Below are 15,346 nucleotides of genomic sequence, written 5' to 3'. Positions count from 1 at the left end.
GGCTCACACCTGAGGGCACGTCAGGGCCTTCCGTGACATGAGGGGCAGTGGCATGATCGCCACTGCCCCTCGTCACTTGACGCAAGCACCGGCAATGGGTTGCATACGTTCTGTGATCGTGCACCCTGCTCCAACCTCCTGTTCACACACGTCTCCGAAGGCACCGCCGCGGACAGGGAGCGCCGCGTGGATCCGGTGATCATCGTCGGAGCGGGGCCCGTCGGGCTCACGCTCGCCCTGGCGCTGGCACGCCAGGAAGTGCCCTCCGTCGTCCTCGACGAGGGCCCGGGCAAGGACGAACCACGGCTCGCCCGCACCCTCGTCCTGCGCGAGGACACCGCCGCGCTCATGGAACGACTGACCGGCGTGCCGCTCGACGAGGTCGGAACCCGTTGGGCCGGATGGCGGTCGATGCGGCGCAAGCAGGTGGTTCGCGAGGTCACTTTCGAGGACCCCGGCCACGCCGGTGCCTCCGGCGGCGTCGTCGGCGCGGGCCCCCGCCCGAACACCACCGAGCCCGACCGCCCGCGCCCTGCGGACCCGGCACGCCAACTCGGCTCGGACTACGCCGTGACCACCGGCGCCGCCCCCGAGCAGCCGCCCTTGCACCTCGCCCAGCACGTCCTCACCGACGCCCTGCGCGCGGCCGTCGAGCACGAGCCCCTCACCAGGATCGCCGTGGACAGCAGGCTCGACACCGTCGAGCAGGAGGCCTCCGGCGTCACCGCACACACCCGCGGCCCCAACGGCACCTGGTGGCGCGGCAGTTATCTGGTCGGCTGCGACGGCCCCCGCTCGACCGTGCGCAAGCTCCAGGACATCCGCTTCCCCGGCCGTACGGCGGTGGAACGATACGCCGTCGCCGCACTGCGCACGGAACTCCCCTGGCCCGGCCAGGCGTTGCTCCATCGCACGCCTCCGTGGCGGACGTCGGGCCCCTCGGTCGGCGAGATCACCGCCCGCCCGCTCCCCGACAGCGTCTGGCGCATCGACTGGCTGCTGCCCCCCGGCAAGGACCTGGTCACGCCCGAGCTGCTGGTGACCCGCATCCGGGAGACCCTCGCCGGCTGGAAGGGCGGCTCCACCCCGCCGTACGAACTGCTGGACACCGGCGTCCACACCGTCCACCATCGCCTCGCCCGCCGTTGGCGCGTCGGCCGGGTCTTCCTCGCCGGGGACGCCGCCCACCTGCTCGGCGCGCTCGGCACCCAGGGACTGGAGGAGGGGCTCAAGGACGCCGACAACCTCGCCTGGAAACTGTCCCTGTCCTGGCACCACGGACCTCGCGAAGCGCTTCTCGACAGCTACCAGGCCGAGCGCCGCGCCATCGTCGCCGCCCGGCTGCGCGCCGCCGACCAGGTGCTGCCCCTGCTCCGCGGCGGCGGCGCCCTGCGCGCCTACGTCCCCGGCACGAGCCGCGGCCACGACGCGCTGCTCACCGACGGCCACCTGGGGCGCGGGCCGCTGGGCCAGACGGCCGCCTACGCCGACTCGCCCCTCGCGCCCCCGCCCATCGAGGCGGAGGTCCCCGTCGAGACACCCCCGGGGGCGCCGGTGACGGATGTGCGGGTCACTGCGGAGGATGGTTCCTTCGTACGACTGCGCGACCGGCTCGGACGCGGTGCGCTCCTCGTCGTGCTGATCGCCCCGGGCACCGGCGTCTGGGAGCGCAAGCACTGGGTGACCGCCGGGATCATGCCCCGGCTCGCGGCCGCCGTCATGGCGCTGCCGCACCCGGCCGAGCTGCTGGTCGCCGAGCGCTACCCGGGCGCCTCCGCCCACACCGTGCTCCTGATCCGTCCCGACGGACATCTGGTCACCGCCCTGAACGGCGTTCGACCGGCCGACCTGTACGCGGCCGCCGAGGCGGCGCTGGGCGGCCCGGCCCAGGCGACGGCGGAAGCCACGGCGGGATCACGCTGACGCCGCTCCTGCCGGGCACCGCACCCGCCATGTCCTCTCCGCCGCCCGCCTCCTTGTCCACAGGGTGGCGGAGAGTTGACCGGTCCGGACCGGCGTGGTGTACTCCGGATCGTGACCGACACCTGTGTGCGCCTGTGGCGGAGGGTCCATATGGACCTCGTCCGCTATGCGGGCTGCGTGTGTCGCCCCTCCTGCTGACCTCGCCTCTCTCCGCGCGCCGCTGACTCCTCGCCGCGCGCTCACGCGAACGCTCATCAGGACGGTGCACGTTGTCTGTCTCCCCTTCCGCTTCCGCATCCGCTTCCGCCGCGGAGTCCATCGCCGTGTCCGGCTCCACCGCAACTGCCTCCACCGCAATCGCCTCCGCCGCGGGATCCGTCGGCGCGCCGACGCAGGCCGACCTTCTCGACTTCGTCCGCCGCACGGCCGCGGACGACGCGCTGATCGACTCGCTTCCGCTCGACCCGCAGGGCCGTACCTGGGTACGGCTGGAAGGGCCCGGCGGCAGCGAGGCCTGGCTCATCGGCTGGCCGCCCGGCACCGGCACCGGCTGGCACGACCACGCCGACTCGGTCGGCGCCTTCCTCACCGCCCGCGGCGCACTCCAGGAGAACTCCCTCGCCGCCCGGCTGCCCACCGACGGCTGGAAGACCCTCGAACTCACCGAGGACGTCGACCGGTCGCGCCACCTGCCGGCGGGCCGGGGCCGCTCCTTCGGTCACCACCACGTCCACGAGGTGCTCAACGAGTCCTCCGACCGGCACGCCGTCTCCGTGCACGCCTACTACCCGCCGCTGCCACGCATCCGCCGGTACAGCCGGTCCGGGAACGTGCTGCGGCTGGAGCAGGTCGAACGGCCGGAGGACTGGCAGTGAGATCTCGGCCGGTGCGTCAGGGCACCGCTGGACGCGCGGGCCACACAAGGGCGTTGAGGAGGAACGATGAGCGGCGAGCGTGAAGTGCCGGTCGGCATCGACGAGTTGCTGGAGCGGGTGCGCGAGGGGTACGTACGGATCGAAGCGCGGGAGGCCTACGAGGCCGCCCGGGCCGGCGAGGCCCTCCTCGTGGACATCCGGTACGAAGCCCTCCGCGAACGCGACGGTCTGATCCCCGGTGCCCTGGTGGTCGAGCGCAACGAACTCGAGTGGCGCCTCGACCCGCTCGGCAGCCATCGCGTACCCGAGGCCACCGGCCACGACCTGCGTGTCGTGGTCGTCTGCAACGAGGGGTACGCGTCCAGCCTCGCGGTGGAGTCCCTGCACCGCCTGGGGTTGAAGCGGGCGACCGACCTGACGGGGGGCTTCCAGGCTTGGCGGAGTGCGGGGCTCCCCGTGACGGCACACCCGTGACCGGCATACCCATGACCGGCACACCCGCGACCGCCCTCCGTGACCGGCACACCCGCGACCGCCCGCCCATGACTCACGACCAAGACCCGGTGGTCCACTGGGCAGCAGGCGGCGGGGGCGCGCGGTGCGCGCAACACCCGGGAGTCCTGCGCGCCTAGAACCCGTCCTCGCCCAAGAACTCCGTGTCCTCCCCCTCTTCCTCCAACGCCCGTCTGACCACCCGCAAGGCCATCCCCTCGGGATACCCCTTCCGCGCGAGCATCCCCGCCAGCCGCCGGAGCCGTTTGTCGCGGTCCAGGCCACGCGTGGAGCGCAGCTTGCGGGCGACCAGCTCGCGCGCGGTGGCCTCCTCCTGCTCGGTGTCGAGCTGGGCGACGGCCTCCTCGATCAGCGTGGAGTCGACCCCCTTGGTCCGCAGCTCCTGCGCCAACGCCCGCCGGGCCAGCCCACGGCCGTGATGCCGGGACTCCACCCAGGCGTCGGCGAAGGCACTGTCGTTGATCAGCCCGACCTCCTCGAACCGCGACAGCACCTCCTCGGCCACGTCGTCCGGGATCTCCCGCTTGCGCAGGGCGTCCGCCAGCTGCTTGCGGGTACGCGGGGTCCCGGTGAGCAGGCGCAGGCAGATCGCCCGTGCCCGCTCAGCCGGGTCCCCTGAGGACTCCTCCTGCTCGGCCCTCGACAAGGAGGAGGTGCCCCCGTCCTCTGCGGACGACTCCGCGAAGCCCCGTCGGCGACGCCCCCGCCCCCGCCGTGCGCCGGCCTCGCCACGTCCCCCGCGAGAGCGACCGCCACCGCTCGCACCCCCAGCGGCGCGCGAGCCGCCGTCCTGCCCGTCCTCACCGTGCCCGGCCCCGGCAAAGCCCCCCTCGTCCGCGCTTCCCGGATCCGGCTCCCTCGGGACGCCGGGGTCGGGGTATGCGTACTCGGCCCAGTCGGTTCGCCGTGTCACGGATCAGCTCTTGGCAGCCGCGGCCTTGGTCTTGGCGGTCTTCGCCGCCGCCGGGGCAGGCACCGCCTTGGCCGGGTCGTCCGCGGGGGCGGAGACGGCGGCGTCCGTGCCCGGCTCGACCGCCGGCTGTTCCGGCCGAACGCCCACGCCCAGCTTCTCCTTGATCTTCTTCTCGATCTCGTTGGCCAGGTCGGGGTTGTCCTTCAGGAAGTTGCGCGCGTTCTCCTTGCCCTGGCCGAGCTGGTCGCCCTCGTAGGTGTACCAGGCGCCGGCCTTGCGGACGAAGCCGTGCTCCACGCCCATGTCGATCAGGCCGCCCTCGCGGCTGATGCCCTGGCCGTAGAGGATGTCGAACTCGGCCTGCTTGAAGGGCGGGGCAACCTTGTTCTTGACGACCTTGACGCGCGTGCGGTTGCCGACCGCGTCCGTGCCGTCCTTCAGGGTCTCGATGCGGCGGATGTCGAGTCGCACCGAGGCGTAGAACTTCAGCGCGCGGCCACCGGTCGTGGTCTCCGGCGAGCCGAACATCACGCCGATCTTCTCGCGGAGCTGGTTGATGAAGATCGCGGTGGTCTTGGACTGGTTGAGCGCGCTGGTGATCTTCCGCAGAGCCTGACTCATCAGCCGGGCCTGCAGACCCACGTGGCTGTCGCCCATCTCGCCCTCGATCTCCGCACGCGGGACGAGCGCGGCGACGGAGTCGATGACGATGAGGTCGAGGGCACCGGAGCGGACCAGCATGTCCACGATCTCCAGGGCCTGCTCGCCGTTGTCCGGCTGGGAGAGGATCAGGTTGTCGATGTCGACGCCGAGCTTCTGCGCGTACTCGGGGTCGAGGGCGTGCTCCGCGTCCACGAAGGCGACCTGACCGCCGGCCTTCTGCGCGTTCGCCACGGCGTGCAGGGTCAGGGTCGTCTTGCCCGAGGACTCCGGGCCGTAGATCTCCACGACTCGGCCGCGCGGCAGGCCGCCCACACCGAGGGCCACGTCGAGCGCGGTCGACCCGGTCGAGATGACCTCGATGGGCTCCTTCGTCCGGTCGCCCATGCGCATGACCGCGCCCTTGCCGAATTGCCGTTCAATCTGTGCGAGGGCGGCATCGAGTGCCTTCTCGCGGTCGGTACCTGCCATGGGTTCCACCCGGTTTGCTTGAGTCGATCGCTTCACGTCAAAGACGCTAACGCCTGCCACTGACAATGCGCCCCGACGCCGGTCCGGCCTGTGGATAACTCGGGCACTTCTGTGTCAAATCCCTGGGGAAATCCCCGCCGAGAGCCTCACCGGAGCCTCCATAAGAATGGATGTTCGATTTTGGTGTCAAGCTCACCACGCGGCACCTCCGAGACTACGACCGCGCACCGACACCGGGCTCGGTTTCCACCCCACCGCCCCGAAACCCACCCCGCTTCCCGGGGGTGCGACGGCCTCCCCGGCCGTACGGGAAGGGCACTCAGGTCACGAACGCCCGCCCGCGGAGCCTTCCCCCGACTCGCCCGAGCCGTCCCACTCACCCAGGCCCCGCGTGTCCCCGGACTCCGCCTCCCGCAGCCGCCCCCACACCTGCCGCGCACGCGTGATCAGCCCCGTTCCCGGGGCCTGCCTCCGGTGCCCGTGCACCCGAGGGTCGTCCGTCACGTCGTACCGCCTCACATACGCGCCGAGGAACGCCTGGAGCGTCGCGACCGCCGGGATGGCGATCAGCGCGCCGACCGCACCGAGCAGGGCGGTCCCCGCGACGACCGACCCGAACGCGACGGCCGGGTGGATGTCCACGGTCTTGGCGGTGAGCTTGGGCTGCAGCACGTAGTTCTCGAACTGCTGGTAGATCACGACGAAGATCAGCACCCACAGCGCGTACCAGGGATCGACCGTGAACGCGATCAGCATGGGCAGGGCGCCGGCGAGATACGTGCCGATGGTGGGGATGAACTGCGAGACCAGCCCCACCCAGACGGCCAGCACGGGCGCGTACGGCACGCCCAGGAACTCCAGCAATATGTAGTGCGCCACCCCGGAGATGAGCGCCATCAGACCGCGGGAGTACAGATAGCCGCCGGTCTTGTCGACCGCGATCTCCCACGCGCGCAGCACCTCGGCCTGCCGGGCGGGCGGCAGCACCGAGCACAGCGCGCGGCGCAGCCTCGGGCCGTCGGCGGCGAAGTAGAACGCGAACAGGGTGATCGTCAGCAGCTGGAACAGGCCCCCGAGGACCTGCGCGGACACGTCGAGGACGCCGGTCGCGCTGTTCTGCACGTAGTTGCGCAGCCAGTCGGAGCGGAGCACGCCCTCCTGGATGTCCACGCGCCGCAGTTCGGTCTTGAAGTGGGCGTTGATCCAGTTGATGACGGAGTCGAGGTAGCCGGGGAAGCCCTCGACCATCGTGATGATCTGCCCCGCGAGCATCGAGCCGAGCAGGGTGACGAACCCCGCCGAGGCGATCATCACGGCGAGGAAGACCAGGCCGGTGCCCAGCCCCCGGCGCATTCCACGCGAGGCCATCCAGCTCACGGCGGGCTCGATCGCGAGGGCGAGGAAGAAGGCGATCAGGATGTTGATCAGCAGGCCGGTGAGCTGGTGGAAGGCCCAACTGCCCAGCTGGAAGACGGCGACCAGGGTGAGCGCCAGCACCATGGCGCGCGGCAGCCAACGCGGCATGCGCCCGCCGGCCGTGACGCGACCGCCGGCCGGGGGCCGGGGCGGCGGCGTCGTGCCGGTGGGGGATGCGTGCGGTGCTGCTGCCTGCCCTGTCTCGTCTGCCACGATGCAAGTCTCGCCCACGTCACCGACAATCGGGTGACGTCGTGCGATCTTCCTGTCCGGTCAGCGCCTTTCCTGCGGCACGTTCATGACCGCGCAGACCACACGCCACACGTCCTTGGCCTCCCAGCCTGCGTCGAGCGCCTGGTACACGGTGCGTTCACCGAGCTCCGACATCACGTGATCGCGCGCGAAGGTGTCGGCGTACCCCGTGCCGAAGTGCTCCGCCATCCGCTCCCAGAAGACCGTCAACCTCATGACATCAGTATCCCGCCCCTGAGAGTGGGCCCGAGCCGGGAGCACGTGCCGAGACCGCTTTCCGTCCTACGGTCTGAGCCATGGCCGAAACAGGAGCTTCATCACTCCCCCCGACGCCCCCGGCGCACTCCCCGCTGTTCCGCGCCGAGCAGTTCGTCTGGCTCACCGCGCGCGTGCTGGAGCAGCGCCTCTTCGCGTACCACTTCCTCCACGGCGGCGCCGACCCTGTGGAGACGGCGCTGGACGCGTACCGCAACCAGGACGGCGGATACGGCCACGCCCTGGAGCCCGATCTGCGCGGTCCGGTCAGCCAGCCGCTGCACACCGCGCACGCCCTGCATGTGCTGGACGCCATCGGGCGCTGCGGCGGCCAGCGCGTGGAGCGGGTGTGCCGCTATCTGACCGCCGTCTCCACGCCGGACGGTGCTCTGCCCGCGGTCCATCCCAGTCAGCTCGGTTATCCGACGGCCCCGTTCGTGCCCGTCGTCGAGGAACCGCCCAGCGAACTCCTCGCCACCGGGCCGGTGGTGGGCGTCCTGCACCGCAACGAGGTATGGCACGCCTGGCTGTTCAGGGCGACCGACTTCTGCTGGCAGGCGATCGAGTCGCTGGAGCGGTCCCATCCCTACGAGATCCAGGCGGCGGTGACGTTCCTCGACTCCGCACCCGACCGCCCGCGCGCGGAGGCGGCCGCCGCGCGTCTGGGCCGCCTGGTGCGCGAGCACCGTCTCGTCGCCCTCGATCCCGCCGGTCGAAACACCCAGCCCGTCGCTCCCGGGTACGCCCCGGGCGAGCACCACTTCCCGCACGACTACGCCAGAACGCCGCGCTCCCTCGCGCGCGGGTGGTTCACCGATGACGAGATGGAACGTTCCCTGGACTTCCTGGCGGCCGAACAGGAGGAGGACGGCGGCTGGCCGATCCGCTGGCGCCGGTGGGCCCCCGCCCCCGCACTGGAGGCCCGCCCGCTGGTGACGATCCAGGCCCTGCGCACCCTCAGGTCCTACGCCCGCGCCATCGGCTGACTCCGCGCGACCGGTTGGCTCCGTAACGAGGGCCGACTCCACGCCGTCGGCCGACCTCGCGCGTCAGCCGCTGATCGCCCGCACCCCCGCCGTCACCACCACGGCCGCCGCGACGACCAGCAGGAAGGGTGCGCGCAGGAGCAGTGCCACGGCGGCCGCGGCGACGCCCGCGGCCCGGGCGTCCAGCGCCAGGACCCGCCCGTCCGCGAACGTCTGCTGGGCCGTGAGCGCGGCGAGCAGGGCGACGGGGAGCAACGCGGCGAGGCGCTTGACGAGAGGTCGCTCCAGTACGCCGGCCGGCACCAGCAGCCCGGCGAGCTTCACGGCGTAACAGCTGACGGCGGTGACACCGATCGCGATCCAGACGTTCACCGGCTCTCCTCCGATCCGGCTCGGCGCCCACGCGCCCACAGCACCGCCGGTGCCGCGAGCGCGGCCACCAGCACCGGCAGCCCCGCGGGCAGCACCGGCAGCAGCCCCAGCCCCAGAAGGACCGCGAGCCCGGCGACCGCCCGCTCGGTGCCGCTCGTCAGCATCGGCGCCAGCAGCGCCAGGAAGACCGCCGGGCCGGCCGCGTCGAGCCCCCATGCGGCGGTGTCGCCGATGGCTTCCGCCCCCAGCGCGCCGAGCAGCGTGGTCAGGTTCCACAGCACGTAGAGGCTGAGCCCGGTCACCGTGAACCCGATCCGGACGCCGCGCCGCGTGGGCTGGGCCAGCGCGACCGCCGCCGTCTCGTCGATCACCCACTGCGCGGCGAACGGGCGCACCGCGCGCGGGAGGGCCAGCAACTGCGACAGCCGCAGCCCGTAGAAGGCGTTGCGCACGCCCAGGAAGAAGGCGCCGGCCGCCGCGGTGAACGGATTGCCGCCCGCGGCGAGGGCGCCCACCAGCGCGAACTGGGAGGCGCCGGTGAACACCAGCAGACTGAGCGCACACGTCTGCCACAAGGTGAGCCCGCTGCCCGCCGAGGTCACCCCGAAGGCGAACCCCGACAGTCCTACGGCTACTCCGACGCCGAGGGCGTCCCGTACGACGGCGGCATCCGGCCGTCCGTCGGTTCGTATGTCTGCGAGTGCTGTCCGATCTGCCACGCCCCGGACGGTAGGCGCACTCCCCGGCCCTCGTCTTGTACGTTCTTGCGCTCGCGCTGGTACGCCCCCGGCGGGACCCCCACGATCCGGCTGAAGTGACGATTGAGGTGCGGCTGATCGGTGAACCCCACCAGCGCCGCGGCCTCCGCGGGCGCCGTCCCGCCGTCCAGCAGCTGCCGCACCCGCCGCACCCGGGCATCGGTCAGCCAGGTGTGGGGCGGCATCCCGTACGACTCCCGGAACGCGCGCAGCAAGGCGAACGGACCCGTCCCGAGCTCCTCGGCGAGCCTCTCCAGACTCGGCGGCTCGGCCATCCGCACCTCAAGGACCTCCCGCGCGCGTGCCGCGACGCGCGCTCCCGCCGTCCGCACCTCGCGCCGCGGCAGCACCCCGCCGTTGAGCCGCAGCAGCCGCGTCACGGCGACCCGCAGGAGCGTGTCGGCGGCGAGGGCGTTCCCCTCGTCGGCGGCACGCAGCACCTGGTGCACCAGTCCCACCGCGTACGGATCCTCCAGCACCGGCCGCACGAAGCCAGGCGTCCCACGAATCACCGTCGTCTCGGCGGCGATCTCCGCCACCAGGTCGGGCGAGGGATAGACGGCCCCGTAGCGCCACCCCTCGGGCACCCCGGCCCGCCCGGTGTGCGGCGTGTCGGGATTGACCAGCGCCAGCGCCCCGGCCCCCGCGTACTGATCGGCCCCGCCGTGGTGAAAGACCTCCACCCCGTCCGCGATGGCCGCGATCACGAAGTGCTCGTGGGTGTGCCGCACGAACGTCTTGCGCACGTAGCGCGCCCGGAGCAGGTCCACACCGGGCAGCTCCGGGTACTGCCAGTGCCGCGCACGCTCACCCGACCCCATGCCCTCATTCTCCGTCACGGCCGCCGGCACCTCGCACATCCGCCCAGATCCGCAGCTCAGCCCCATTGTCAGTGCCGAGGTGCAGGATGGACGCATGGCGAGCTCCACGCACCGAGCCCTCGACGGCTTCTCCCCCGCGACCCGCGGCTGGTTCACGGGGGCCTTTTCCGCGCCCACGGCGGCCCAGGCCGGCGCGTGGCAGGCCATCGGCGAGGGGTCGGACGTCCTGGTCGTGGCCCCCACCGGCTCGGGCAAGACGCTGGCCGCCTTCCTCGCGGCCCTCGACCAGCTCGCCTCCACCCCCCACCCGGCCGACCCCAAGAAGCGCTGCCGTGTCCTGTACGTCTCGCCGCTCAAGGCCCTGGCCGTCGACGTGGAGCGCAACCTCCGCAGCCCCCTCACCGGCATCCGCCAGGAATCGGTCCGCCTCGGCATGCCCGAGCCCGACGTCAAGGTGGGCATCCGCTCCGGCGACACCCCGGCCGCGGAGCGCCGGGCCCTGTCCACCCGTCCGCCGGACATCCTGATCACCACCCCCGAGTCCCTCTTCCTGATGCTCACGTCGGCCACCCGTGAGGCCCTGACCGGCGTGGAGACGGTGATCCTCGACGAGGTGCACGCGGTCGCCGGCACCAAGCGCGGCGCCCACCTCGCCCTCTCCCTGGAGCGCCTGGACGAGCTGCTGCCGAAGCCGGCCCGCCGCATCGGCCTCTCCGCCACCGTCCGCCCGGTCGACGAGATCGCCCGCTTCCTCTCGCCGCGCCGCAAGGTGGAGATCGTCCAGCCGAAGTCCGGCAAGGAGTTCGACCTCTCCGTCGTGGTCCCGGTCGAGGACATGGGCGAGCTGGGCGGCTCCCCGGCCACCGACAGCGGTCCAGAGGGCGGCGACCGCCCCTCGATCTGGCCGCACGTGGAGGAGCGCATCGCGGACCTCGTCCAGTCCCACCGCTCCACCATCGTCTTCGCGAACTCCCGCCGTCTCGCGGAGCGCCTCTGCAACCGGCTCAACGAGATCGCGTACGAGCGCGCGACCGGCGAGTCCCTGGACGAGCACCACTCCCCGGCCGAGCTCATGGGCGGCTCCGGCGCCGCCCAGGGCGCCCCGGCCGTCATCGCCCGCGCCCACCACGGCTCGGTCTCCAAGGAGCAGCGCTCCCTGGTCGAGGAGGACCTGAAGGCCGGCCGGCTCCCGGCCGTCGTCGCCACGTCCAGTCTGGAACTCGGCATCGACATGGGCGCGGTCGACCTCGTCGTCCAGGTCGAGTCCCCGCCCTCGGTCGCCTCCGGCCTCCAGCGCGTCGGCCGCGCGGGACACCAGGTCGGCGCGATCTCGACCGGCGTGGTCTTCCCCAAGTACCGCGGCGACCTGGTCCAGGCGGCGGTGGTCACCGAGCGGATGCGCACCGGCGAGATCGAGTCCCTGAGGGTGCCCGCCAACCCCCTCGACGTCCTGGCCCAGCAGCTCGTCGCGATGACGTCGATGGACACCTGGCAGGTCGACGACCTGCTCACCACGGTCCGCCGGGCCGCACCCTTCGCCTCGCTCCCCGAGTCGGCGTTCACCGCGGTCCTCGACATGCTGGCCGGCCGCTACCCGTCCGACGCCTTCGCGGAGCTGCGCCCGCGCGTGGTGTGGGACCGCGTCACGGGCACCGTCACGGGCCGCCCCGGCGCCCAGCGCCTCGCCGTCACCTCCGGCGGCACCATCCCCGACCGCGGCCTCTTCGGCGTCTTCCTGGCCGGCGCCGACCCGAAGAAGGGCGGCGGCCGGGTCGGCGAGCTCGACGAGGAGATGGTCTACGAGTCCCGCGTCGGGGACGTCTTCACGCTCGGCACCAGCTCCTGGCGGATCGAGGACATCACCCGCGACCGGGTGCTGGTCTCGCCGGCCCCGGGCGTCCCGGGCCGCCTGCCCTTCTGGAAGGGCGACCAGCTCGGCCGCCCGCTCGAACTGGGCCGCGCGGTGGGCGCGTTCCTGCGCGAGGTCGGCTCCCTCGGCAAGGAGGACGCCCGCCTGCGGCTGCTCGCCGCGGGCCTCGACGCCTGGGCCGCCGACAACGTGCTGTCCTACCTCGACGAGCAGCGCGAGGCGTGCGGCCACATCCCGGACGACCGCACCATCGTCGTCGAGCGCTTCCGCGACGAGCTCGGCGACTGGCGCGTCGTCGTCCACTCGCCCTTCGGCGCCCAGGTGCACGCCCCGTGGGCGCTGGCGCTCGGCGCCCGCCTGTCCGAGCGGTACGGCATGGACGCCCAGGTCATGCACGCCGACGACGGCATCGTGCTGCGCCTGCCCGACGCCGACCTCATGGGCCTGGACCTGCTGGACCAGGAGCCGGTGAAGCTGGGCACGGAGTACGACGCCGAGCAGGCTCCCGTCGGCGCCGGGGACGTGGTCTTCGACAAGGGCGAGGTCGACCAGGTCGTCACCGACCAGGTCGGCGGATCGGCCCTGTTCGCGTCCCGCTTCCGCGAATGCGCCGCCCGCGCGCTGCTGCTGCCCCGCCGCAACCCGGGCAGGCGCACGCCGCTGTGGCAGCAGCGCCAGCGGGCCTCGCAACTGCTCCAGGTGGCGGGCGAGTTCGGCTCGTTCCCGATCGTCCTTGAGGCGGTCCGCGAATGCCTGCAGGACGTCTTCGACGTCCCGGGCCTGGTCGAGCTGATGGGCGACCTGGAGTCCCGCAAGGTCCGCCTGGTCGAGGTCACCACCCCCGAGCCGTCCCCCTTCGCCCGCTCCCTCCTCTTCGGATACGTCGCCCAGTTCCTGTACGAGGGGGACTCCCCGCTCGCCGAGCGCCGCGCCGCCGCGCTGTCCCTGGACTCGCGCCTCCTGGCCGAGCTGCTCGGCCAGGCGGAGCTGCGCGAACTGCTCGACGCGGAGGTGCTGACCGAGCTGGAGCAGGAGCTTCAGTGGCTCACCGAGGACCGCCGCGTCAAGGACGCCGAAGGCGTCGCCGACCTGCTCCGCCTCCTCGGCCCGCTCACGGCCGCCGAGCTGGCCGAGCGGGGCGCCGAGCCGCAGTGGGCCGAGGAGCTGGCCCGGGCCCGTCGCGCGATCCGGGTCCGTATCGCGGGCGCCGACCACTGGGCGGCGATCGAGGACGCCGGCCGCCTGCGCGACGCGCTGGGCACGGCCCTGCCGGTCGGCGTCCCGGAAGCCTTCATGGAACCGGTGAAGGACCCGCTCGGCGACCTCCTCGCGCGCTACGCCCGCACCCACGGCCCCTTCACGTCGGCCACGGCCGCCGCCCGGTTCGGCCTGGGCGTGGCGGTCACCGAGGGCGCGCTCCAGCGGCTCGGGGCGTCCGGAAGGGTCGTCCAGGGCGAGTTCCATCCGGCCGGCATCGGCCAGGAGTGGTGCGACGCGGCGGTCCTGCGCCGGCTGCGCCGCCGTTCCCTGGCCGCCCTGCGGCACGAGCTGGAGCCGGTGCCGCCCGCGGCCCTGGCCCAGTTCCTCCCGCAGTGGCAGCACATCGGCCGGGGCCACACACTGCGGGGCGTCGACGGACTGGTGCGCGCCGTCGAGCAGTTGCAGGGCGCCTCGGTGCCCGCGTCCGCCCTGGAGAAGCTCGTTCTGCCGTCCCGAGTCGCCAACTACAGCCCCGCCATGCTCGACGAGCTCACGGCCGCCGGCGAGGTGGTGTGGGCCGGGGCGGGCGCGCTCCCCGGCAAGGACGGCTGGGTCTCCCTGTACATGGCCGACGCCGCCCCACTGCTGCTGCCGCCCCCGCACCCCCTGGAGTCGACGGCCCTCCACGAGTCCGTGCTCGCCACCCTGTCCGGGGGCTACGGACTGTTCTTCCGCCAGATCGCCGACCAGGTGCGCGCCACCACGCACCCCGAGGCCACCGATCCCCAACTGGCCGACGCCCTCTGGGACCTGGCGTGGTCCGGGCGGCTGACCAACGACACCCTCACCCCGCTGCGGTCCGTGCTCGGCTCGGGCCGGACCGCAGGCTCCACGGCCCACCGCGCCAAGCGCACGGTCCCGCGCGGCCGCTACGGTTCGCTGACCGCCGCCGCGCGTACGGCGTCCCGCAGCGGCCCGCCGACCGTGGCCGGTCGCTGGTCCCTGCTGCCGGCCCATGAACCCGACCCCACGGTCCGTGCGCACGCCCTGGCCCGCACCCTGCTCGACCGGCACGGCGTGGTCACCCGCGGCGCGGTCGCCGCGGAAGGCGTCGAGGGCGGCTTCTCGGCGACGTACCGCATCCTGTCCGCCTTCGAGGACAGCGGACAGGCCCGGCGCGGCTATGTCGTGGAGGGCCTCGGGGCCGCGCAGTTCGCGATGGACGGCGCGGTCGACCGCCTGCGCGCCGTGGCCAACGCCCGCGACCGGGGCGAAGCCCCGCCCGGCCCGGATGCCGCGCACGCGCTCGGCTCCCCCCACGGCGACGGCATGCCCGGCGCCGCCGCCTTCGGCAGCGCCCCCGACGGCTTCTTCTCCCCGGCTGACGCTCTCGGCCCCTTCGACGACCACGCCTACCAGGGCGACGGGGCGTACGGCGGCCCGGACGGCGAGCCCCCGCTGGCCCACCCCGCGCCGGGCGAGTACGTGTCGCCCAAGGACTACGCCGCGGCGGCAGCCGCCCAGGCACCCCCCTGGCACAACGGCGGCCCCTCGCCGTACGACCGCGGCTCCCCCGCACGGGGTGGTCGCGCGACCGCCGCCTCCCGCGCGGTCGTCCTCGCCGCCGCCGACCCGGCGAACGCGTACGGCGCCGCCCTGCCCTGGCCCGAGCCCCCGACGGGTGCCGGACACAAGCCGGGACGCAAGGCGGGTTCACTGATCGTCCTGGTCGACGGCGAACCGGCGCTGTACATGGAACGCGGCGGCAAGACCCTGCTGGCCTGGCCCACCGACCAGGACGCCACCCCCACCGACGACCCCCGCCTGGGTGCCGCCGCCGAGGCCCTCGCGGCTGCCGCGCGCGCGGGCTCCCTCGGCACGGTCACGGTGGAACGCATCAACGGCGCGGCCGCCCTCACGTCCCCCGTGGGCACACTCCTGGAATCGGCCGGCTTCATCGCCACCCCGAGAGGCCTGCGCCTCCGGGCGTGAACCAAGACCGCCGACCCGACGCCCAACCCCGGCTCACGGCTCCCGGCCCCCGGCCCCCGGCCCCCGGCT

General features: G+C 73.2%; 13 protein-coding genes. 6 read left to right on the top strand and 7 right to left on the bottom strand.

Annotated elements, in window-relative coordinates:
* Positions 1–186: 186 nt before the first annotated feature.
* The 4 genes from ACIP2X_RS29330 to ACIP2X_RS29315 all read left to right on the top strand — a co-directional run bounded on the left by ACIP2X_RS29330 (position 187) and on the right by ACIP2X_RS29315 (position 3,272).
* Positions 187–1,923, top strand: coding sequence for an FAD-dependent monooxygenase (locus ACIP2X_RS29330; protein ID WP_401678381.1), 1,737 nt, complete (start codon positions 187–189; stop codon positions 1,921–1,923).
* 111 nt (positions 1,924–2,034) lie between these two features.
* Positions 2,035–2,121 carry a putative leader peptide gene (locus ACIP2X_RS29325; RefSeq protein WP_313960178.1) on the top strand — a complete coding sequence of 29 codons (87 nt, stop codon included), beginning with the start codon at positions 2,035–2,037 and terminating at the stop codon, positions 2,119–2,121.
* Positions 2,122–2,246: 125 nt separating this feature from the next.
* Positions 2,247–2,798, top strand: a complete 552-nt coding sequence (locus tag ACIP2X_RS29320; RefSeq protein ID WP_401678378.1) for a cysteine dioxygenase — start codon at positions 2,247–2,249, stop codon at positions 2,796–2,798.
* A 66-nt stretch (positions 2,799–2,864) separates the two neighbouring features.
* Complete coding sequence (locus ACIP2X_RS29315; protein ID WP_401678375.1) at positions 2,865–3,272, top strand: rhodanese-like domain-containing protein; 408 nt, start codon at positions 2,865–2,867, stop codon at positions 3,270–3,272.
* 154 nt (positions 3,273–3,426) lie between these two features.
* Here ACIP2X_RS29315 and recX read toward each other — a convergent pair whose 3' ends face one another.
* From recX to ACIP2X_RS29295, 4 genes are all read right to left on the bottom strand, one after another.
* On the bottom strand, positions 3,427–4,224 hold the full coding sequence (gene recX, locus ACIP2X_RS29310) for a recombination regulator RecX (protein WP_401678372.1): 798 nt from the start codon (positions 4,222–4,224) through the stop codon (positions 3,427–3,429).
* 3 nt (positions 4,225–4,227) lie between these two features.
* Positions 4,228–5,355, bottom strand: a complete 1,128-nt coding sequence (gene recA, locus ACIP2X_RS29305) for a recombinase RecA (protein ID WP_401678369.1) — start codon at positions 5,353–5,355, stop codon at positions 4,228–4,230.
* Positions 5,356–5,679: 324 nt separating this feature from the next.
* Positions 5,680–6,879, bottom strand: a complete 1,200-nt coding sequence (locus ACIP2X_RS29300; RefSeq protein WP_401679221.1) for an AI-2E family transporter — start codon at positions 6,877–6,879, stop codon at positions 5,680–5,682.
* A gap of 165 nt (positions 6,880–7,044) precedes the next feature.
* Positions 7,045–7,239, bottom strand: a complete 195-nt coding sequence (locus ACIP2X_RS29295; protein ID WP_365445938.1) for a DUF3046 domain-containing protein — start codon at positions 7,237–7,239, stop codon at positions 7,045–7,047.
* Positions 7,240–7,319: 80 nt separating this feature from the next.
* On the opposite strand from ACIP2X_RS29295, the gene ACIP2X_RS29290 reads away from it, so the two are divergent.
* Complete coding sequence (locus ACIP2X_RS29290) at positions 7,320–8,264, top strand: hypothetical protein (protein WP_401678366.1); 945 nt, start codon at positions 7,320–7,322, stop codon at positions 8,262–8,264.
* 63 nt (positions 8,265–8,327) lie between these two features.
* On the opposite strand, the gene ACIP2X_RS29285 is transcribed toward ACIP2X_RS29290, so the two are convergent.
* Genes ACIP2X_RS29285 through ACIP2X_RS29275 form a run of 3 tightly spaced genes read right to left on the bottom strand, consistent with a single transcriptional unit; the run spans position 8,328 to position 10,215 of the window.
* Positions 8,328–8,636 (bottom strand): AzlD domain-containing protein, encoded by a 309-nt coding sequence (locus ACIP2X_RS29285; RefSeq protein WP_401678364.1) that lies wholly within the window; start codon positions 8,634–8,636, stop codon positions 8,328–8,330.
* Positions 8,633–9,355, bottom strand: coding sequence for an AzlC family ABC transporter permease (locus tag ACIP2X_RS29280; RefSeq protein WP_401678361.1), 723 nt, complete (start codon positions 9,353–9,355; stop codon positions 8,633–8,635). Before ACIP2X_RS29280 ends, ACIP2X_RS29285 begins: the two co-directional genes overlap by 4 nt.
* Positions 9,268–10,215: an AraC family transcriptional regulator gene (locus tag ACIP2X_RS29275; RefSeq protein ID WP_401679218.1), complete on the bottom strand. Its 948-nt coding sequence runs from the start codon at positions 10,213–10,215 to the stop codon at positions 9,268–9,270. Before ACIP2X_RS29275 ends, ACIP2X_RS29280 begins: the two co-directional genes overlap by 88 nt.
* Before the next feature lie 94 nt (positions 10,216–10,309).
* Between ACIP2X_RS29275 and ACIP2X_RS29270 the strand changes: the two genes are divergently transcribed.
* Positions 10,310–15,277, top strand: a complete 4,968-nt coding sequence (locus tag ACIP2X_RS29270) for an ATP-dependent helicase (protein ID WP_401678358.1) — start codon at positions 10,310–10,312, stop codon at positions 15,275–15,277.
* The last annotated feature ends 69 nt before the right edge of the window (positions 15,278–15,346 follow it).

The organism is Streptomyces sp. NPDC089424, assembly GCF_044749345.1.
Taxonomy (GTDB): domain Bacteria; phylum Actinomycetota; class Actinomycetes; order Streptomycetales; family Streptomycetaceae; genus Streptomyces.
This window is presented reverse-complemented; position numbering and strand designations above follow the sequence as displayed.